Genomic DNA, 19,562 nt, shown 5'->3' on the forward strand with positions numbered 1-19,562 from the left:
ATTGAATCAATCAATCGTTCCCACCGCAAGTGATTTAATAGGTCCTGAGCCTAGGCAAGGGCTTGCCAAAACGGCCTGCCCGCGCCAATCAGCGCCGATGCGTATTGCCCTGTTTGAGCCGGAAATCCCCGGCAATGTTGGTGCTGTTCTGCGCCTTGCGGCCTGTCTTGGGGCAGATGTTGACCTTATCGAACCGCTGGGGTTCGCGTGGGAGGACCGCCGGGTTCGCAGGGCTGCAATGGACTACATCGACCACGTAAACTTTACCCGCCATGCTGATTTTGCGGCATTCAAGGCTGCTATCGGCTCGCGCCGGCTGGTATTGTTCACCACCAAAAGCAAACGATCATCCTACGCCTTTGAATATGCGGCTGACGATGTGCTGTTGTTTGGAAAAGAGAGCGCAGGCGTGCCGGCATCAGTGGCAGATGCCTGTCAGGAGCGAGTGTGCATTCCGATGCGGCCTCAGGTCCGCTCGATGAATCTTGCCACTGCTACGGCCCTCGCGCTGGGTGAGGCTTTGCGGCAAACGGCAAGCTTACCGGGGTAAGCTACCACACGCGGGCCATTGTTTTCGCGCAGACCGCAGCGCATCAAAGCGAGCCTGTGCGAACCTGGTGGCCAGTCGCCATGGCTTTCAAAATAGAATTGCGGGTGCGCCAGGGCTTCTCGTAGCCAAAAGTCGATCTCGATCGTTTACAGCAGCACATGGCGGGCCAGTTATCTTTAGAGATCCCGTTGTGGTCGTGCCACTTTAAGGACGACATGCTCCTGCTGTTTACGGAAGCTGCCTTTTATGCTGACATCTCGGAATCCGATGGGATTGCTTTTGCGCAACCTTAAACAGCGCGCCATTCTTTGCGAGGAAGATCAGCAGGCGGTCCTTGATCTTCCCGTTGTTATTAAGGCGCTGTCTGCAAATGATTATGTCATCCGCGAAGGCGAAGATGTAGACTGTTGTGAAGTGCTGGTTTCGGGTTTTGCATTCCGGCAGCTTTTGACTGGTGATGGTCAGCGCCAGATTTTGGCAATCCATATTCCTGGCGATGCACTGGATTTTCAAAACCTGTTTCTGGATGTCGCCGATCACAGCGTGCAAATGCTTACTGCAGGGCCAGTTGCCTTTGTCCCGCGTGCGGCAATCCAAAGATTGTTTCACAAGCGCTCCCGTTTTGCGCAAGCCGTGTTTATCAATGTGCTGGTAGACGCTGCGATTTTTCGGGAATGGGTGCTCAATCTGGGGCGACGTGATGCGCGAAGCCGGATGGCGCACATCATTTGCGAATTCATGTTGCGCTGCGAAATGATGCAATTCAACGATCCCGACAATCGCGACCTGCCGATGACTCAGGAGCAGCTTGCCGACGCGACTGGCCTAAGTGCGGTCCACGCCAATCGCGTATTGCGCGATCTTGCGTCCGAAAATCTTATTCAACCGCATCGCGGCCATATCTCGATCCCCGATTGGCGCAAGCTGCGCGCGATTGCCGATTTCAATGAGCGGTATCTGCATCTCTCGCAGCAGACGTTGAGCAACGATATATGAGTGCAGCGATAGGCGTTGGATGTGCTGCAATCCCTGCACGGCCGCAAAAAACAGGGTTTGTGCGGGCAGGGCAATCATTTCTTTTGAGGCCCTAACACGCGGGGCAGGGCAGTGCCCAGAACGCTAAGCATTTCGGGCGCATAAGCGGAACTGTTCGCTTCGAACTCGGCCTGCGTAATGCGCTGATCGCCTTGCGCGCCGAACAACACGATCTCATCATCGAGGCGGATGCGGTCTTGCGATCCGGTGACGTCGACCATCAGCGTGTTCATCGTTACGCGCCCGACAATCGGGAAGCGCTTGCCACCGATCAGCACTTCGCTGCGGTTGCGGTTATCGGCGGGAAACTCTGGCCGGTTGGAGTGGCTGAACCCGCGCCGGAAGCCATCGGAATAGCCCAGCGGAATATTCGCCAGCCAGCTTTCGCGTTCGAGCCGGAAGGTGCGGTCATAATTCACAGTCTGCCCCGCCGGATAGCGGTTGACCGCCGCAACGCGTGATTTGATGGTCATCGTCTGGATAAAGCGGTCGGTCTTGTATGATCCCGGATCGCCATAGATCGCGCCGCCGATGCGCACCATATCGAGCCGCGTTTCTGGATGTTTGAGTGCGGCAAAGGTGTTGGAGGTGTGGCGCAACAGATTGGCTTGCGGCAAGCCTTGGGCTTGCAGCCATGCCAGATCTTCGTGGAAGTGGCGCAACTGGCCCAGAATGTCGTCGGCTTCTTCACTGGGGTAATGGGTCATCACGCCGCGAATGGTGAGGCCTTCGAGCCCCAGCAGCGTCCGCGCATCGGCTTTGCCATAGTCGGTTGAAAGTTCCACCCCGTTGCGCGACATGCCGCTCGCGTTGAGCGCAAGCTGGACGGGCAGGGCGCGCTTCTTTGAGCGTTTGCGCCACATCTGCTGTAGCCGCAGCGCGGCATCCGGATTAGCCACCAGTTCTTCTACGCCAAAGGCGAAGGCGTCTTCCATCTCGTCGGGCGTTGCTGTGCGAATGCGGTACAGCCTGCTGCGATAGCCCAAAGCCCGCGCCACGCGCGCCTCGTCGTTCGAAGTGATGGCAACATCGGTTACGCGCTTGGCGATGATCGAAGGGATCAGGAGCGCGATGCCATTGCCATAAGCGTCGGCCTTCATCACCGCGCAAAGCCGCGCCGGACCGACCCAGTCACGCACCGCGTCGATATTGGCCTCGAACGCTGCGGCATCAATCTCGATCCAGCCATTGCGCCGTGCTGCTTTGGCAAGTGTGAGGCCGGAATTGTTGGCGCTCAGCACCGGAGCGGCCAGCGCTTGCCCGGCCGTCACACCGGCCAGTGCTGCGCCGCCGGTGAGGAACGCGCGGCGTTGCATCAATAGATGCCTCGGCGAATGATCTGGCCGGGATAGACGCCGGTCGGCTTACCCTTGTCGGCCACGACCACGCCATTGACCATGACCATCGCTACGCCCTCGGCCAAGGCTCCCGGTACCTCTACCGTGGCGTTATCGGTAATGCGGTTAGGATCGAACAAGACAAGATCGGCCTTGTAGCCTTTGCGGATGGTGCCGCGTCCGGCGATGCCGAGTTGCTCGGCGGTTTGTGCGGTCATCTTGCGGATCGCTTGCGCCATGGTCAGCCTCTTCTGTTCGCGCACATAGAGCCGCAGCACTTTGGCAAAAGCCCCCGCGCCACGCGGATGGCGCGATCCGATCATGCCATCGGAACAGAGTACGCTGTGTTCCCACGCAAAGAAATCGGCGACATCGCGGGTGTCCATTGCGGTGCCGATTACCGCCTCAGCGCGGCCCTTTTCCGGATTGGCGAGTTTCCACGCCTCTGCGGTCTGGATAAGCGAGAGATAGGTCTTGGCCGGTTCCTCGCCGCGCGCTGCAGCGATCTGCGCGATGGTCTTGCCCACCAGCGCCGGGTCTGGTGCATAGAAGCCAAGTAGCATGCCCTCGGGCGTGGTAAGGTGTGTCAGTGCGAAACGCGCCGCTTCAACGTCGGTGAAATCGCGCTTGGGGAACAGCACGGTCAGCGTCGATTGCCAATATTCGTAGGGGTAGACGTCGGCAGTCACCTTGATACCCCGGGCGCGGGCGGCATCCAGCTTGGCGATGACGCCCTTGGCGGTGCCCCAGCGATCCACCACGCCCTGCTTGAGGTGCGAGACTTGTACCGGAATGCCCGTCTTCTCGCCAAGGTCGAGCAGTTCGTCGAGCGCGGCATCGAAGGTTATATCTTCGTTGCGCATGTGGCTGATGTAGCGCCCGCCAAGGTTCGCTGCGGTCTGGGTGAGCGCGAGCAGTTCGGCATGATCGGAGTAAATGCCGGGATCGTATTCGAGGCCGGTTGAGAGGCCCAATGATCCCGCCTTGATATCTGCCGCCAGAAGCCCTTGCATGGCGGAAACTTCGGCTGGCGTGGCGATACGTTTGAAATCAACCCCCATCACTTTGTCGCGCAAGTATCCGTGGCCGGTATAGGAGCCGAGGTTGATCGCGGGCGTGCGTGCGGCAAATTTGGCGGCAATATCGGAAAAGGCGGCGGCACTTTCGCCATCCTGCCCGATCACGATCGAGGTGACGCCTTGCGCCAGCAGCGGCGGCATCGCACGATCGGCATAATCGCCGCGATCATGATGGCTGTGCGCATCGATAAAACCGGGGGATAGCACCAGGCCTTTGCCATCGATCACTGTTTCACCCTTGCGTGCGCGCAGAGCGCCAACGGCCACGATCACGTCTTTATCGATGCGGACAGACACGTTCTGCGCAGGCGCCCCAGTGCCGTCATAGACCGCTGCGCCGGTGATCAGCGTAGATGCTGCTGCCGGATGCGCCAGCGCGAAGGCCGCTGTGCAGATCGTGAGCCAAGTGGCAGCGCGTTTGGAGTTTGATGTATCCAAGACCTGTCCTCCCCTTTCCGCGCAAGGTTGGGACAGGTCATTGTATTATAGCAAGTGTGGTAGTGGCCTTTTGGCCGCTTAAGGCACTGATAAAATTGGAACAATTTTTGTTGCATGAAGCCGCATTCTGGCTTGCTATTCGTCCCGCACGGCAATGGCGATGATCTCTATCGCCTCAACTTTGCCAGCAAAGTCAACCAGTTCACCCACTTCGGCATCAAGCAGCGCGCGGCTTAGCGGTGCAGAGAACGAGATCAGGCCGCTGGCGGGATCAGCTTCGTCATCGCCGACGATGGTGACTTCGCGCAGCTTGCCACCTAGCCGGATGCTGACCGTCGTGCCGAACGCAACCACGCGGCCATCGGGGCAGTCCACGAGTTGTGCGGTCGATTGCCGGGTTCCCCAATAGCGCAATTCGCGCCGCGCCTTTTTGATCGCTTCTTCATCCGTGATAGCGGGCAATTGCGCTTCGAGTTCGGCCAGCCTGGCGCGGATCAGCGCCAGCCCGCGCGGCGTGACCAGATTAGGCCCCGGCGGGATCGGCAGCTCGAACTTCGGCTCCATATGTTCGTCATCGCCTTCGCGGCGAAACGCGACACTCATTGATTGAAACTCCATTTCACAGCTAGCCAGATCAACTGTCCCGGCGAGAGATGCAACCGCAACTTTATGCAGACTTTACGCAAAGCTATGCAAATCCGCATGGCAACTTAACGCACAAAGCGCGCAATCGGCGGTCCGCTTCCTTGAGGACAGGTCCATTGAAACACGATTCCAGCACCGATCTCGCCGCCAAACCATTCCGCTCAGCCATTGCAGCGCTTACGCTTGGGGCCATTGGTGTGGTCTATGGCGATGCAATCCTAACGCCAGCGCTCTCAGTGCTATAGGCGGTGGAGGGGCTCCATACCCGCGTTTGAAGTGATGGGGGTGCCTGCCATTACTTTGGGCGCTTTGGCCGCTTGCCTATCCAGCTTGGCTGCCTGTCCTTCGTGTGGCCTGCATTGACGCTCAATTATCTGGGGCAGGGTGCATTGGCGCTCAAGGCGATGGCGGCGGCCTATGGCATCGCGGTGACCGGAACGATGGTTGTGACTACTTGCCTTGCATTCGTCATCGCGTGGCGCAGGTGGCACTGGAACCCTGTTTGGGCGACTGTGCTGATCGCGCCGCTTCTTGCGCTCGACGTGTTCTTTTTCGGCGCGAACATCCTGCGCGTGATGGAGGGCGGCTGGGTGCCGCTACTGGCGGCGGCGCTTGTCGGGGGCGAAGGCGGTGATCGCACCAATGGCAGCGGCTTGGGCCTTGCCATCGTGCGCGGTTTTGCCGAAGCGATGGGTATGATGGTGACCATCGCAACCGCGCCATCGGGCGGGGCCAGTTTCATCCTTGCCATGCCCGTCACGAAGGCACCGCGATGAGCCGTATCTTGTGTATCGATGATGAAGCCGCGGTTCTGGCGCGCGGCGGATATCATGCGGTTGGCGCAAGCGATGGCCGATCAGCGCTGGTCCTGCTGGGGCAAGGCGGGATCGATGCGGTTCTGCTCGATCTTGGACTGCCCGATCGCGAAGGGCTGGAACTGCTCGGCGCGATCCGGGGCATAGCCGATATTCCGGTGATCGTGGTTTCTGCGCGTCGCCGTACGGTCGCTCGGCCGCAAAATCGATGTCGACCCCTCGCAACAGCAATTGATCTGCAACGAGCCGGGGATCGGTTACCGGTTTGGGAATGACGCGGATGCGGGGTAGCGCTGGTCAAAGGGCGAGCAAATCCGGCCCCCGGCGAAGTTGGCATTCCGCCGCCTTGCGGCGGGGGCTGACCGGTCCTGCTACTTATAGTCTAACCAATCAGCGGTGATCTCGCCCCTATGCCCCTCCGGCGCTAGCACGGTGCGCAGGGCTTCCAGCAAAGGCGGCACCCTTTCTGTGAAAGCATAGGGCGGGTTGATGATAAAAAGGCCCGCGCCGTTATAGATGCCGGGTTGATCGCTATCGTAAAGCCAATGCTCGATGAGCAGGAATTTCGGGATGCCCAGTTTGCGCAACTGATGTTTCCATTGTGCATGCGTGGAGCGCTCCTTCAGCGGATACCAGATCACCATCACGCCATGCGCCCATTTGCGGTGAGCGGCGGCGAGGGTGGCTGTGATGCGGGCGCGTTCGTCCGTCTGTTCATAAGGCGGGTCGACCACTACTACGCCGCGTGGCGTTTTGGTCGGCAGCATCGCCAGCCAAAGCTCATAGGCGTCGCGCTCGTGCACGGCAGCGGATGTGCCGCGAATCACGCCGCGCAGCGTATAGGCGTCGTCTGGATGCTTTTCGTTAAGGATCAGGAAATCCTGCGGCCGCAGAAGCTGCGCCAGAATCTGCGGCGAGCCTGGGTAGAGGCGCGGCCTGGCCCCGATATCTGATGTCTGCCCCGCATTCACCGCCTGAACCACGGCGCGGTAGTCGTCCAGCAGGGGGCTCGAGTCGGTAAAGGCCCGCAACACGCCATGTGTGGCCTCGCCGGTGCGCCCGGCCTCCTCGCCATCAAGGTCGTACAGCCCGCAGCCAGCATGGGTGTCGATCAGGGTCAGCGCGCTCTCTTTGAGTTGCAAGGCGCGCACGAGGGCGATCAGCAGGCTGTGCTTCACGACATCGGCGCTATTGCCGGCATGGAAGGAATGACGATAATTCATTGTAATTCAAAATCCCGAGGGTCTGTCATCATACGAGATGACGGGCGCGGAGCCCGCGTGCGAGTCGATTGAAGGAATCAATTGCGCGTTCGTAAAGAGTCCGGCGGAAACCTTCAAAGCACTTGTGGACCAAGCCTCAAGCCCGCGTAAGCGCGGGCCATCTGTTAACCATCGCGAGAGTGCCTTACATTAGAAGCGCTCCAGCATCATCTGTCATTGCCATTGGCGCTGCCACGTGCTTGGAGGCTGCATCCTATCCCGATCGATAACATCGCGTGCCCATGAAAGCCCTTGCCAACCCGTTATGATCGATCCTGACACCCTTCTTGCAGACCTTGGCTGGACATCGTTTTTCAGTGCGCAAGTGACGCTGGAGGAGGCACAAACTTGCCAGCCGGTGCGCGTTATGGCGGTTCATCGCGGCGAGATTGCGGTGGCGGGCGACGGAATCGATGCGCAGATTTCGTCGCGTTTGCCGGTTTCGCATGGCGAGGAAGACCGGCCGACGGTGGGCGATTGGTTGCTGATTGATCGCGAAACCCTTGAGCCGCAGCGCGTGCTTACGCGCATCAACTTGTTTAAGCGGCCCGCGCCCGGCGATGACCGGCGGTTGCAGTTGATCGCGGCCAATGTCGATACGCTATTCATTGTCGCATCGTGCAATCAGGATTTCAGCGTTGCCCGGCTTGAGCGTTATCTTGTGCTTTGCCGCGAAGTGGATGTCACGCCGGTGCTGGTGCTGACCAAGATTGATCTGACCGACGATCTTGATAGCTACATCGCGCGGGCACATCGCCTGCAACCGGGCCTTGCGGTCGAGACGGTGAATGCGCGTGATCCGGCCAGCGTGGCGCATTTGACCGCGCGTTGCGGTAGGGGAGAGACGGTAGCGCTGCTGGGCTCATCCGGTGTGGGAAAATCGACGCTGGTCAACACCATGCGCGGTTCTGACAGCATTCTGACGCAAGCCGTTCGTGAACAGGACGGCAAAGGCCGCCACACCACCACGGTGCGCCAGATGCACCGGCTGGAGCAGGGCGGCTGGTTGATGGACACGCCGGGAATGCGCGAATTCCAGCTTTCCGACGCTGCTACCGGCCTTGCCGAAGTGTTCGATGATATCGTCGCGCTTACGCTCGAATGCCGCTTTACCAATTGCACGCATGAGGCTGAACCCGGCTGTGCGGTGCGGGCGGCGATCAACGACGGGTCGCTTGATACAGCGCGATTGGGCCGCTGGCGCAAGCTGTCGAGCGAAGATCAGGACAATACCGGCACAATGGCCGAGCGGCGGATCCGCCCGGCCAAATCCGGCAAAAGGAAGTAACGATGGCCGACCTTTATCTCAAAGCGCTGGAAGCCGAGCGCAAAAGCCTGTGGGCTGCCTGCCGCCTTAAGGGCCTGCCCAAGGGCACGCCCGAACGCTTGCGCATCGAAGAGCTGGATATGCTGCTGGCTGAACACAAGGCCAAGAAGGCCGGGCCTGCGAAGTAGCCTTGGCGGTTACTTTACGTAGCGGGCAAACAGTTGCAGCACGGCGGCGTAGTAGTCGGATGCCAGAACCTCGGGCTGGGGCTGGCCAAGCGCGAGCGCTTTGATCGCTTCGCCACCGACAGACAGGCCATAAGGCGCGACTTCTCCCGATTGCAGATCGATCCATGCCGGGATCGGCTGGCCTGACGTGGCCAACGATTGCCACCATGCGATGATTGGTTCGGACAAGGTCTTGCGGTGCCCGGCTTCGGCGTAAAGCGGGATGCGGATGGCATCGAAGCCGAAGCGGGGCGGTTTGTCGATCGCTGGCATCCAGGTGCCGGTCGGATCAACCTGAAGCCAATCTGCTGGCAGACCGAACGGCCCGAAGCGCGCGCGGGACATGATCCGCATGCCATCATTGATTACCGCCGCCCACGCTGCCGCACCATCAACCGCGCGGAAGTGATCAAGCGCAGGCCAGATGTAATATGAGGGGTTAATCACCACGCGCTCGGCTTCGACAAAACCGACAAGCCCCGGGAGTAGCAACTGTTCGCCATTGCGTTGAACAATCAGGCGTGAACGGATCGCTCGGCGGATTGCCTTGGAGCGCGCGGCATAGCTGTTATTGCGCCATTTCTTGGCACCAAGCGAAAGCGCCCAAGCAATCAGCATATCGCCATCGGTGGCATTGTTCCGGTCGGGTATCGGATTGAATTCGCGCGAATCATAGCGCCACGCATGGAGCGCCATGTCATCGCGGCCCAACGTATCCTGCGTCCATTCTGCCAGCGCATCGAAAGTGGCTTCGTCACTGTTGATCGCGGCCAGCAGCAAGCCATAGCCTTGCCCTTCGCTATGGCTGATGTTGCCGTTGCCATTATCGATCACGCGACCTGAAGGCAAAATGAAGCGCTCACGAAACTGCGCCCAGAAACCATCGCCTGTCTTGGCTTTGCTTTCGGGTACTTTTGCGCAGGCTACAGTCAAAATGGACACCAGGCCAAGGCCGAAGCTTCGGCGATTAACTGCCATGACGGATTTCAATCATGTGTTTGACCCATTTTGCGGTAGTCTTTGTCTTTTCGCTGCTGCCAAGCCGCCGGAAACATGCATCAAACGTTCCGCGCACCAATTCGGCCACATAGGGCAAGGCCTCGGCTTCAATCACATCATCGGGCAAATGACCGGGATCATGATGCACGACGATGGCAGTGGCATCAGCCGCCATGCGCGAACGCCCGATGCCAAGTTCGCGCCACAGCATATTCACCTGGTCTTCGAGTTCCGTCAGGCTTGCGGCATCGTTCAGGTAAACACGCGTCGCCAACCGCTGGCCTAGGGCGAAAACGAAGCTTTGGATTTGTGGAACAGGGGCCACATCTGAAAGCTCTGCCACCACTTGCGCCAGAAGGATCGGAACGCCGTGTACGCTTAGGGAAGATGACGTTGCGGTAAGCGGCATCGGATTTAATTCGTTCCCCCGATAGATTGGCGAATCCCGATTGTTGAACGGAATTCGTCAAAGTTTCCGAATGTATTGAACGAGGTGTTGCCGCCAATCTCGGTGGTGGGTGAAATCCGGTAGTAGGCAGAACCGCCTGCTGTAATGGCAAAGCCGGTGCGGCTGAGGCTATCATAACGTGACCGCACATCGGTGTTGAGGAGCTTGAACGCGTCAAGCTGCGCCTGCAAGCCGGGTTCCGAGGGGTAGAGCGCGGTGTCTTCCTGCTTGAAGCTTTGGAAACCGGGGGTAATGTTGGCCTTCACATCCAGCTTGTCGGTTTCTAGTGTGTAGTTGATGGGGAAGCCGATGCTGACAAAGTTCTGTGGGCTGAAATAACCGCCGTGACCATAGGTGAAGTGATTCTGGTTGTTGTCATAAGTTTGGTAATTGGCGTTGATGCCGCCGGTCAATTGCGAATGTTCGCCCTTGAACAAACGCAGGTAGCCGCCAAAGTTTGCTTCAAATGACGAGTTGTTGGGAACAATGCGACCGCGATAGCGGCTATAGGCAAGCTCGCCATACACACCATTGCCTTCGCTGTCATAAGAGCCTGCCACACCACCACCGGTGCGCATCACCCCGCCCCAGCGCTCACCCGAAACGGGATCGCGCGTGCCTGCGTAAGAGATAACGGAATCGGTGACCGGTTTTTTCTCGACCCACACCTTTGCGGTCAGATTCGGCGTTATGCGTGGCGTCAACGCAGCACGGAAGGCAAGCTTGGTGCGCCCCATGTTTATGGGCGTTGTGCCAACTTCAGCCTGTACCAGATCATTTTCATAACCGGCTGATAATGCAACTCCCGATGCTTGCTGGGTTGCAGCTTGCACCAACGGTGAAGGCACCCTGTTAACGATCGAGCGCGCTTCGATCGTTGCGTTGCGGCCAAAGCGAGCAAGGCCCGAGCCTTCGGGGCGCCCGGCATCAATCATAACTGCCTCGGCACGCACTTTTGCGCGGCCTCCAAGCAGGCCGGTCGAGAGCTCTGCCGTACCCTTGATTTCGCTGAATTGGCTAAGGCCCGTTTCGCCCTTGCGCTGGCGATAGGCTGTTTGCAAATCCACCCTAGGCCCAGAATTTTTGGTGAGCGCGCGGATATCGGATTCAATACCGGCCATGATGGGGTCAGCGGATCCGCCCATTGGCATCGAACCATAATTGCGGCTGGTGCTGCTGGGGAATGGTGATGGTACAGGCTGATACTGTGCTGCGGCAAATTGGTTCTGCGACGGGCTATAGGACGGGGCAGGATTGCCCCACCCACCTTGGTCCCGTGCCGGGGCAGGATTGTCCCAGCCGCTTTGCGACGGCGCGGGAGAGGGATTGTCCCAGCCGCTTTGCGACGGCGCGGGAGAGGGATTGTCCCATCCACTTTGCGCGCGGGCAGGGACGGGATTGTCCCATCCGCTTTGTGACCGCGCAGGGGCAGGGCTATCCCAATTGCCTTGCGAACGGGTTTGGGTGGCAACCGGGTTGTCCCATCCATTCGCAGACATGGGTTGAAGCCTCGCTCTGGCGGGCTGATCAAAGTTTGCCATGCCAACCGCCGGAAGCTGCGTGCCATTTCCCAGTGCGAACGGATTTATCCGTGCCGGTGCCGGCGGCGTAGACATGGCTTGTGTGCGGAACGGGTTGCCATCGTTGGGGACATTGCCGGCCGCGAACGGATTACCACCTTGTTGCACGCTTGAGGCGCCAGCGTTCTGTTGGGTATAAAGCGACCGTGCTTGTTTCAGCAGCCGTACCGAAGCGCCCTTATCGCCGCGTTGTTCGGCAACGCGTGCCAACGTTAGACGAACTTGATAATCATCAGGCCATGCCTCGATTGCCTTGTCGCTGGCGCGGGCAGACAAAGCGCGGTCGCCTGCCGCTTGGGCGGTTTCAGCAAGCCCGATCAACGCACCCCGGTTGCGCGGTTCGCGCGCTAGTACGAGTTGGAACGATTGTGCCGCGCGGGCAGGCATTCTGCCGCTTTGGTACAGGCGTGCAATAGCGGAAAGGACTTCCACATCATCGGGCATCGACGCCCAGGCCGTTTGCAACAAGTCAAAAGCAGGCGCAAATTGACCGGCAAGGCGCATCCGTTCAGCCTGAGAAACAGCAAGTCCGGCAGACATTCTGGCCAAGGCCCGCTGTCCTTCGGCTGAACTGTTGCCCAGCGGAGCCGCCTTTTGCAAGGCTTTGCGCGCCAGATCTTCGCGTCCGGTTTTGGCCAAGACGCGAACGACTGCATCGTATCCCGCAAGATCGGTAATTTCACCGTTCAAGGCATTGGCGGCCATGCTGGATGCAGCGGCAGTATCGTTCAGATCAAACAGCGCGTCTGCCACTTGGGCACGGCGAGCAGCTGGCAGGGTAGACATCGCGCCAATTTGCCGCAGAGCCGAAATCGCACCGGCCTTCTGCCCGACATCGGCCATGGCCTTGGCCCGTTGGATTGCGCTCTCGGTCTTGATGCTGATCGCAAAAGTTTGCATCGCAGGGGTGCGCTGGCCTTCCGGGATACGGTCAATCAGGGCTGAAGCCGCGAGCGCATTGCCAAGGTCCTGATGAACAAGTGCGGCTGCGTAAATTGCGTCGGTCGAGGTAGCCTGCGACAACGAGGCGATGAGCGATTCTGCTTCGACGCGCCGACCTTTACGGATCATGAAGCGCGCAAATTCATAACGGATCCATGGATCGTTGCTGTCGATCAACAGGCCGTTGTGGAACTCTTGCTCAGCCATGAAATCATCGCCTTGCGCCGCAGCAGCAAGCGCACGTCCACGGGCAGCACGGCTGCGCAAACGCGATTCATTATCGGCTCCACCGTCCCCTGCCTGGCTGTAAAGATCAGCCGCGTCGGCAAACCTGCCTTGCTTTTCGTAGATTTCCGCCAACGCTTCCAGAGCTGGTTGCGGCTCTTCATAATTCATCCGTACGACGTCTTCGGCAATTGCTTGCGCTTTGTCGGTCATGCCAGCGTTAAGCGCACGTCGCGCATCTTCGACGCCGGCAAAGAAGCGCGATGTGGTGAGCGCCTCGGCCCAGCGAGATGCGCCGGGCTGGCGTGATGCTCGTTCGAGCAGATCGCGCGCTTCGGAAAACCGGCTTTGGCGCAACCTTACAATGCCCAATCCGCCCAATGCATCGCCATCGTTGCGATTAGACGTCAGCGCTCGTTCGAAGCGGTTGGCCGCTGTGTCGATATCGCCAGCATCCAAGGCCGAAAAGCCGGCAACGCGCACGGTTCCTGCGGTTGAGGCCGGTGTTGCCTTGGGCCGCCGGGCTTCAGCTTGGCGTTTCGGAGCAGGGGCGGCAACCTTTTGGCGGACGACTGGTGCCTTGGCCACCGGTGCCGACTGTTGTCCAAATGCAGGCTTTGGCAACTGTTTTGGTGCAGGCTTTGGGGCCGCCTGTTTTGCTTCCACACTTTTTGGATCAAGCGCCCGGGCACGACGCAGGGCTTGGTCCGCAAGGTCGTTGCGCCCTTTGGATCGCCAGTATTTGGCTTGCTCGATCAATGCCTTGACGCCAGGAACTTCAGCTGCCGCAGTACCTGGTTGAGCCATGGTGCCCAGCAGGCACAAGATCAGGCTGCGCTGCAAAAGGTCGGATTTGCGCGTCATTTAGGTTCACCTTTATCGCCAATGGCAGCCAATCGGGCACGAGCCTGACGGCGGAAGAAGAGGAAGGCGGGCCCAGTCAGCCCCAAAGCGAGGATCAGCGTTGACAAAGCCATCAGGAAGGGGCGTTGACTGAACCAGTATGCGACCTTCATCCAGACGGGCAGCGAGCCCACCCAATAGGTTGGCCCGATCGCAAAGCTGACCATACCTTCGCCCGATACGACCGCAAGATCGCCTTGAATCTGTGCGTTGATCTTGGCGTCGGCCATGCCATCAACCAGCTTTGGCAATTCGACCGTGTCTTCGGCAAGAAGCGCCACAACCGTGCGCTCTTTTCCATAAGGAGAACGGAAGCTGACAAAGCCGCTGAAGCCGCGCGCGCTTCGGACCACGCTTTCAATGTCCGCTTTGTCGGCTTGCGGACGGTTATTGAGCAGCGCGCCGACATATTGCATCGGGCTTTTCTGCGCGACTTGCAGGGCATCACCTTCATAACGCAGTGGTGCTGGTGCAAACAGTTCTTCGGACCCGGCAAGGTTGGTACTGCCAATCACCAAGATGTCCTGATCCTCAAGGCGTGAAGCTTCTGCACGGTCCGTAATGGTAATGCCTGTTGTGGCAACGCCGGTGGAATCGCCAAACCGACCCATCAGCGTCAGGAATGCTTCAATCGCAGCGGGCGTTGGATCACTGGCCATGATTACCGTTGTCTCAGCCAGATCAGGCCTGATTGTGAACGGATATCCAGCGCTGGCAAAGGGGGCCAGATCCGGCATTTCGATGCCATGATAGGCTGCTGTCAGATCAATCTTTGAATCTGGCAAAACTGCAACGCGCACGTTATCAGGTAGCATGCCGGTACACTTCTGCTTGTCCGCAACAATCAGGTTGTAATCGAACACCAGTTCGTTCTGCCCGAACAGACTGTAGCGCGGCATGACCACGCTTGCCGTGTTGTCCGAACTGTTCACGCCGCTCTTGCCAAAAATCCCGCTCCACCAGCTACCGGTGACGGGCAAAGACTTGAGGTATTGCCCGTTCATCGAGACATCGAGGCGCGAGGCATCGCGATCAAGCCAACTGGCCACGGGATAGCGATACTGCAAATCGACTTCGCCGCCTTGACGCGGCCAGAAGAACAGGTCTGGTGCGACGCGGAAGCGCACGGTCAGCGGGCCGGGCGGCAGGCCCATGCCTTGCAGTGCATAAGGTTCAACCAGCTCGCCGACTTTCATCGCGCGATCTGTTGAAAGCCAGCGCGGCGCACCATAGCGCGGCCAAGTGGGAATTCGCGCACCCTCAAAGCTCATCCTTGGGCCGCCAAACAGGCCTTTACCGGTGGCAATAGCAGCAGCGGCAAGCCGCAATTCCGTGTCGTCACGGCCCATGATTACGAGCAGCTTGCCAAACCGGTCAGTCGGGTTGACGATGACCGCGGCTGATGGTCCGGTTACGGCAAGGCCAAGTTCCGGCATGGCATCGCCCCGATTGAGAAAGACCACCGCGTTGCCGGTGGGTACGGCACCAAATGAAGGCTTGAACGCATAGCCGCGATAGCTGGCAAGGCTACCAAGCCATGAAGCGATGGATGCTGCGGCTTCGAGTTCGCCGCGATGGGGCTGACCGGGAAATACGAATGGCACTTTCAGGGCCGTATTGATGCCCTTTTCAAAGAATGGCGCGGGCAGGCGGGCGAGATCCGGGGTGTTCGGCAGGGGTTGGAGGGTCAGGTCAAGCCATGAACGTGTATTGCTGATGTTGGCCCAGAGCAGGCTATGGAACGGATCCTCGCAATCGCGTGCATAATGCCCGATCAAGCGCAAGTTGAGCTGGTTGTCTCCGGGCAGAAACAACGCAGGGTTGACCGGTACTGTGATCCGCTGGCCGCCCGAGTTCTGCGGCAGAAGCTGGACAACTTGCACGACTTCGCCGTTGACAATGATCACCAATTGGCTGCGGTCACCCAGCAAGGCTGGTGACCATGCCGTTTGCAAGGTGATCGATGCGGCGCTGACAACCTGATCCTGACGGACACCGAACGGTATGCTGATTTCGCCGCGGGTACCCTGCAAACGAATGGCGTTGCGGATGCGCAAGTCTTTGAAAGTGAGGCGTTCGGACCGCTGATCTGAAGCCGTAGCGGCAGCCAGTTCTGGCGCTGTTGCTGCGGGAGTTGTTACAGGGGCGGCAAGTGCGAACTGTGGCGCCAAGGCATAACCCAATGCCAGCAGCCCGAACGCCAGACCCGCAGCCTTCAGCAGTTTGGATGCCGCAGGCGCAGCCGGTGCCACCGGCTTTGCGGGTTGGGCGCTTTTTTGAACAACTGCGGCTTTTTCAAATCGGCGTTCGGCAAAATTGAGGCCAAGTGCCCGCTTAATCGTCAAGATATCAATCAAGATTATGTCCCAGAACGAACGCAGGCCCGAGACGCGTTCGGGCGCATAGCTGCGCTGCCACGCGTCAGCCCGGCCCATGATAACACGCACGATCTGGCGCGCGGCGACATGCTCAAGCTTGTGGAATTGCACTGCAACCATATCGCCCTGCCGCCGGATCTGGTCGACCGGGATTGCGAGGTTTTCGGTCCCTGTCGACAACACGATATGGCGGGCAATTGTATCCGGAGAAGCCGCACCCGCCGGGATGCGGATCGCGGCCCCGCCCATCGAGATATTGGTGGTTACGCCATAGGCCACATGACCCGAGGCAAAGTGGACCGTCACAGGAAGTGCTGCATCCACACGGATTTCCTTGCGCGCCTGGCGCGATTCACGCGCCACGGACACTGCGGTGGTCAGCAGGATCAAGCTGAAGGTTGCCCAAGCCAGGTTCAACGCGAGCGTATCGAGCTGCACATTGAAGTAGCTTTGGAAGAACAGGTACTTGGACACTGCCAGCAAGATTCCGCCCACGATCAGGCTGATCGTAATCAGGTGCGGCTTGACGATGGCCCAGTCAAAAAACGTCTTGTCGAGCAATTCGCCCTTATCGGTTACGTTGAACTTGCCCTTGCGCGGCTGGAACCAGGTTTTCACCGTGGGGGCAACCAGATGGAACGCAAGAATAGTCTCGTAGATTTCCCCCCAATATGGCCGCCGCCATCCGGATTGTTGACGTTCTGCGGCCACTTGCGAGCAGAACAAATGCGGCATCGCATAAGCAAAAATGAGCGTGGCCGATGCCTGGATGATGTTCTGGCCGAAGATAAGATATGCCAATGGGCTGGTCAAAAATACGATGCGCGGCAGCGGGAACTGGAAGTGCAGCATCGCGTTTAAATAGCAAAGGCGCTGCTGCCATTTGAGGCCCTTGCCCATCAGCGGGTTGTCGATCCGCATGATTTGCGTCATCCCGCGGGCCCAGCGGATACGCTGGCCGATGTGAACAACAAGGCGTTCTGTGGCAAGGCCTGCCGAAAGGCGTGTTGAGATATAGGCGGTGTTCCACCCCATGCGTTGAAGTTTCAGCGCGGTGTGGGCGTCTTCCGTCACCGTTTCACCGGCAAAGCCATTGGTTTGCGCGAGTGCCTCGGCGCGAATGACTGCGCAACTGCCGCAGAAGAACGTGGCATTCCACAGATCGTTGCCATCTTGAACCGGATTGTAGAACAGATCGCCCTCGCCCGGCATGTGACGGGCCGAGGCAATGTTGCGCTGCACTGGATCGGGAGAATAGAAAAAGTGCGGTGTTTGCATCAGAGCAAGGGCCGGGTCCTTCTGGAACCAGCCAACACTGAGTTGCAGGAATGACCGCACAGGGACGTGGTCGCAATCGAAGATAGCGATCAATTCGCCATCGGTTTGCTTCATCGCGGCGTTCAGATTGCCAGCTTTTGCGTGGAGGTTATTGTCACGTGTGATGTAACCGCAGCCCGCTTCACGCGCAAAAGCGCGGAAATCCGCGCGCCGTCCGTCATCAAGGATGAACACCCGGAACCTATCGACCGGGTAATCCATATCCATCGCCGCATAGACCGTGTTTCGGACGATCTCCAGGCTTTCGTTGTAAGTCGGAACATAGACATCAACGGTTGGCCAGGTGTCTGGCTCGCCTTCTATTTCGACCACCGGTCGCTCAAGCGGCCAACTTGTTTGCAAGAAGCCCAGCAGCAGTAGCACCCATGCGTACATTTCAGCCAGATACAGCCCTGATCCGAACACAAACTCGGGCAGGGTATTGAACGATAGCGTCTGGGTGGTGCGCCAGAACATATAGCGCGTCGACGTCAGGATCGACAAAATGCCGAGCGTCAGAATCATCTTACGCGATTTTGTGCGGGCCAACAATACGGTGCCAAAGATCGTGCCACCGGCCATTAACCATTGCTGGGTGAGGTCGAGCGGAACGCCAATCACCACGACTGCGGCAAATACCAAAGCCACCAGTGAGAGCACGGTCTGTGCGCGTTTTAAAAGACCATTCATGCAGCGTGGCTAGCCTTGTGCGGTGCTTCGCGAGTGACGGAGGTTTCGGCGCCTCCAACCGGCACGAGACCGGCGATCAGAACGCCTAGCGCACTGATATCGTGCAGCGCGGCGCTGACCGGTGCATGGCGCACCAGCGGATGGATCATGGCGGCGGATTCAACAACCGCTTCGTCGCTGCGAATAGTGGCGAGCAGTTTATCACCAAGCAGTTCGCGCACAAACACGGCGGCGTGACGCGCCAGTTTGCGCGTATCGTCGGCCTTGTTCAGCACGAAACGCGTGTTTGGCCCGGCGGCGTCGAGCGCCTCGGGCAGGCTAACCAGGCATTCGCCCGAAGGCGCAAGCACCAACATATCAAGCACGGCGTACGGGCGGAGCTGTTCAAACAGGGTCATATCCGACGATCCTGCATCGGCAATGAACAACATGTTATCATCGAAGCTTATTTCGCCCGACGCCAAACCATAAGCGAGATCGCCCCGGTCTGCTATCGTATAGGCATCGCGAAGCGTAACCCCGTGCACAACGGCATCGTTTGGCTGACCTTCATCTAGTGCTGGCAGGCGATCTGTCGGCTCCAGACCGAAGTGCAAAGCCATGGTGCTGCGTGCGGCCATATCAAGGACGGTCACAGGCACACCGGACTGGGCAAGGCCTATGGCGAGATTGGCAACGAGGCTTGTTGTTCCAACGCCGCCCCGCAGGCCTTGAACAAGCATCAAGGGCATCAGAGCGTTCCCTTGCTGACCGCAGTGGATATCCGGGCAAGCAGGCTGCGCACGTCTTGCGGATCCTGTGGCGCGGCGCGCGCGGGCGCAGCTTGTTGCTGTCCGCCATATTTGCGCGAAAGCGCAGCGGCCAAGGGCAGGGGTTGATGCGCGCGCGGTTCCGGTTCAGGTTCGCGTGCCGTTACAACAACGCTGCCGATAACGGTCTGTTGCACGCGGGGATCGCGCAGAATGGCCTCGAACACTGGCCATGTCTCGACCTCGGTGAAACGATCACCAAAATCGTGATACTGGAAATCGGTTTTGCCAAGACGGTCGAAGAGAGTCTTTACATCAGCGCGCATCGAGTATCTGCCCTTAGTAGAATGCCGTAATACCTCACATAAATTGGTTAACAAATCCAAAATGTATCAGCGGCGGCCTCAAAGGGCGTATGGTACGAATTGTCAGGGGTTTTTGGGCACTGCGGCGGACTGGGTACGGTTTGTGTGGGAGCATGCCGTTGAAAAAATCACAAAATTTAAATTAATAAATTCAGATCATTACGGTATTCCGAGGCGATCCTTGGCAAGGCGTTGCAAATAGCCAGCGTTGTAGGAGGGATAAGGCTGGGCCGCTGAAATTTTTCCCCAAAAAAATGTGTTAGGCGCCAGTCCAAGCGAAAAAATTGTTAAATTTTGGCGTTTTCGAGGGC

Annotated in this window: 16 protein-coding genes and 1 pseudogene; 7 read left to right on the forward strand and 10 right to left on the reverse strand. The window is 58.8% G+C overall.

Features of this window, described 5'->3' with window-relative positions; all coding sequences use genetic code 11:
* The first annotated feature begins 97 nt into the window (after positions 1–97).
* Positions 98–550, forward strand: coding sequence for a tRNA (cytidine(34)-2'-O)-methyltransferase (locus IP81_RS10570; RefSeq protein WP_054107970.1), 453 nt, complete (start codon positions 98–100; stop codon positions 548–550).
* Positions 551–817: 267 nt separating this feature from the next.
* Positions 818–1,546 carry a Crp/Fnr family transcriptional regulator gene (locus IP81_RS10575; protein WP_054107971.1) on the forward strand — a complete coding sequence of 243 codons (729 nt, stop codon included), beginning with the start codon at positions 818–820 and terminating at the stop codon, positions 1,544–1,546.
* Between the two features lie 74 nt (positions 1,547–1,620).
* Here IP81_RS10575 and alr read toward each other — a convergent pair whose 3' ends face one another.
* The 3 genes from alr to IP81_RS10590 form a co-directional block, all read right to left on the reverse strand.
* On the reverse strand, positions 1,621–2,901 hold the full coding sequence (gene alr / locus IP81_RS10580) for an alanine racemase (protein WP_054107972.1): 1,281 nt from the start codon (positions 2,899–2,901) through the stop codon (positions 1,621–1,623).
* Positions 2,901–4,439: an amidohydrolase family protein gene (locus IP81_RS10585; protein WP_082356098.1), complete on the reverse strand. Its 1,539-nt coding sequence runs from the start codon at positions 4,437–4,439 to the stop codon at positions 2,901–2,903. Before IP81_RS10585 ends, alr begins: the two co-directional genes overlap by 1 nt.
* 135 nt (positions 4,440–4,574) lie before the next feature.
* The gene (locus tag IP81_RS10590; protein ID WP_054107973.1) at positions 4,575–5,042 is read right to left on the reverse strand and encodes a GreA/GreB family elongation factor; all 468 of its coding nucleotides are present in this window, start codon (positions 5,040–5,042) and stop codon (positions 4,575–4,577) included.
* A gap of 158 nt (positions 5,043–5,200) precedes the next feature.
* On the opposite strand from IP81_RS10590, the gene IP81_RS21490 reads away from it, so the two are divergent.
* The 3 genes and pseudogenes from IP81_RS21490 to IP81_RS10605 all read left to right on the forward strand — a co-directional run bounded on the left by IP81_RS21490 (position 5,201) and on the right by IP81_RS10605 (position 6,174).
* Complete coding sequence (locus IP81_RS21490) at positions 5,201–5,329, forward strand: hypothetical protein (RefSeq protein ID WP_255352421.1); 129 nt, start codon at positions 5,201–5,203, stop codon at positions 5,327–5,329.
* A gap of 57 nt (positions 5,330–5,386) precedes the next feature.
* Positions 5,387–5,704, forward strand: a pseudogene (locus IP81_RS21670) (KUP/HAK/KT family potassium transporter); the annotation flags it as partial.
* Positions 5,705–5,856: 152 nt separating this feature from the next.
* Positions 5,857–6,174, forward strand: a complete 318-nt coding sequence (locus IP81_RS10605) for a response regulator transcription factor (RefSeq protein WP_054107976.1) — start codon at positions 5,857–5,859, stop codon at positions 6,172–6,174.
* Positions 6,175–6,270: 96 nt separating this feature from the next.
* Here IP81_RS10605 and IP81_RS10610 read toward each other — a convergent pair whose 3' ends face one another.
* Complete coding sequence (locus tag IP81_RS10610; protein ID WP_054107977.1) at positions 6,271–7,122, reverse strand: 23S rRNA (adenine(2030)-N(6))-methyltransferase RlmJ; 852 nt, start codon at positions 7,120–7,122, stop codon at positions 6,271–6,273.
* Positions 7,123–7,426: 304 nt separating this feature from the next.
* Here IP81_RS10610 and rsgA point away from each other — a divergent pair, with 304 nt between their 5' ends.
* On the forward strand, positions 7,427–8,449 hold the full coding sequence (rsgA, locus tag IP81_RS10615; protein WP_197274595.1) for a ribosome small subunit-dependent GTPase A: 1,023 nt from the start codon (positions 7,427–7,429) through the stop codon (positions 8,447–8,449).
* 2 nt (positions 8,450–8,451) lie between these two features.
* A complete protein-coding gene (locus tag IP81_RS20905) occupies positions 8,452–8,616 on the forward strand; it encodes a hypothetical protein (protein ID WP_197274596.1) in 165 nt (54 codons plus the stop codon).
* Between the two features lie 9 nt (positions 8,617–8,625).
* Here IP81_RS20905 and IP81_RS10620 read toward each other — a convergent pair whose 3' ends face one another.
* The 6 genes from IP81_RS10620 to IP81_RS10645 are packed head-to-tail and all read right to left on the reverse strand — an operon-like array spanning position 8,626 to position 19,212.
* Positions 8,626–9,633, reverse strand: a complete 1,008-nt coding sequence (locus tag IP81_RS10620; RefSeq protein ID WP_054107978.1) for a glycosyl hydrolase family 8 — start codon at positions 9,631–9,633, stop codon at positions 8,626–8,628.
* A complete protein-coding gene (locus IP81_RS10625; RefSeq protein WP_054107979.1) occupies positions 9,623–10,063 on the reverse strand; it encodes a hypothetical protein in 441 nt (146 codons plus the stop codon). The genes IP81_RS10620 and IP81_RS10625 overlap by 11 nt, the downstream gene beginning before the upstream one ends.
* Before the next feature lie 5 nt (positions 10,064–10,068).
* Positions 10,069–13,713, reverse strand: coding sequence for a cellulose biosynthesis protein BcsC (locus tag IP81_RS10630; protein WP_054107980.1), 3,645 nt, complete (start codon positions 13,711–13,713; stop codon positions 10,069–10,071).
* Entirely contained in the window at positions 13,710–18,137 is a 4,428-nt protein-coding gene (gene bcsA, locus IP81_RS10635) for a UDP-forming cellulose synthase catalytic subunit (RefSeq protein ID WP_054107981.1), read from the reverse strand. The genes IP81_RS10630 and bcsA overlap by 4 nt, the downstream gene beginning before the upstream one ends.
* Positions 18,134–18,868: a cellulose synthase operon protein YhjQ/BcsQ gene (locus tag IP81_RS10640; RefSeq protein WP_054107982.1), complete on the reverse strand. Its 735-nt coding sequence runs from the start codon at positions 18,866–18,868 to the stop codon at positions 18,134–18,136. The genes bcsA and IP81_RS10640 overlap by 4 nt, the downstream gene beginning before the upstream one ends.
* The gene (locus IP81_RS10645) at positions 18,868–19,212 is read right to left on the reverse strand and encodes a hypothetical protein (RefSeq protein WP_054107983.1); all 345 of its coding nucleotides are present in this window, start codon (positions 19,210–19,212) and stop codon (positions 18,868–18,870) included. The genes IP81_RS10640 and IP81_RS10645 overlap by 1 nt, the downstream gene beginning before the upstream one ends.
* Between the last annotated feature and the right edge of the window lie 350 nt (positions 19,213–19,562).

It is taken from the genome of Novosphingobium sp. AAP83 (genome assembly GCF_001295795.1).
Lineage (GTDB): Bacteria > Pseudomonadota > Alphaproteobacteria > Sphingomonadales > Sphingomonadaceae > Novosphingobium.

What these genes read in the sequence shown, in the direction of transcription:
- IP81_RS10570 (WP_054107970.1), top strand. Translation starts at nt 98, where the DNA reads ATGCGTATTGCCCTGTTTGAGCCGGAAATCCCCGGCAATGTTGGTGCT.
- IP81_RS10575 (WP_054107971.1), top strand. Translation starts at nt 818, where the DNA reads ATGGGATTGCTTTTGCGCAACCTTAAACAGCGCGCCATTCTTTGCGAG.
- alr (WP_054107972.1), bottom strand. Translation starts at nt 2,901, where the DNA reads ATGCAACGCCGCGCGTTCCTCACCGGCGGCGCAGCACTGGCCGGTGTG.
- IP81_RS10590 (WP_054107973.1), bottom strand. Translation starts at nt 5,042, where the DNA reads ATGAGTGTCGCGTTTCGCCGCGAAGGCGATGACGAACATATGGAGCCG.
- IP81_RS10605 (WP_054107976.1), top strand. Translation starts at nt 5,857, where the DNA reads ATGAGCCGTATCTTGTGTATCGATGATGAAGCCGCGGTTCTGGCGCGC.
- IP81_RS10610 (WP_054107977.1), bottom strand. Translation starts at nt 7,122, where the DNA reads ATGAATTATCGTCATTCCTTCCATGCCGGCAATAGCGCCGATGTCGTG.
- rsgA (WP_197274595.1), top strand. Translation starts at nt 7,427, where the DNA reads ATGATCGATCCTGACACCCTTCTTGCAGACCTTGGCTGGACATCGTTT.
- IP81_RS20905 (WP_197274596.1), top strand. Translation starts at nt 8,452, where the DNA reads ATGGCCGACCTTTATCTCAAAGCGCTGGAAGCCGAGCGCAAAAGCCTG.
- IP81_RS10620 (WP_054107978.1), bottom strand. Translation starts at nt 9,633, where the DNA reads ATGGCAGTTAATCGCCGAAGCTTCGGCCTTGGCCTGGTGTCCATTTTG.
- IP81_RS10625 (WP_054107979.1), bottom strand. Translation starts at nt 10,063, where the DNA reads ATGCCGCTTACCGCAACGTCATCTTCCCTAAGCGTACACGGCGTTCCG.
- IP81_RS10630 (WP_054107980.1), bottom strand. Translation starts at nt 13,713, where the DNA reads ATGACGCGCAAATCCGACCTTTTGCAGCGCAGCCTGATCTTGTGCCTG.
- bcsA (WP_054107981.1), bottom strand. Translation starts at nt 18,137, where the DNA reads ATGAATGGTCTTTTAAAACGCGCACAGACCGTGCTCTCACTGGTGGCT.
- IP81_RS10640 (WP_054107982.1), bottom strand. Translation starts at nt 18,868, where the DNA reads ATGCCCTTGATGCTTGTTCAAGGCCTGCGGGGCGGCGTTGGAACAACA.
- IP81_RS10645 (WP_054107983.1), bottom strand. Translation starts at nt 19,212, where the DNA reads ATGCGCGCTGATGTAAAGACTCTCTTCGACCGTCTTGGCAAAACCGAT.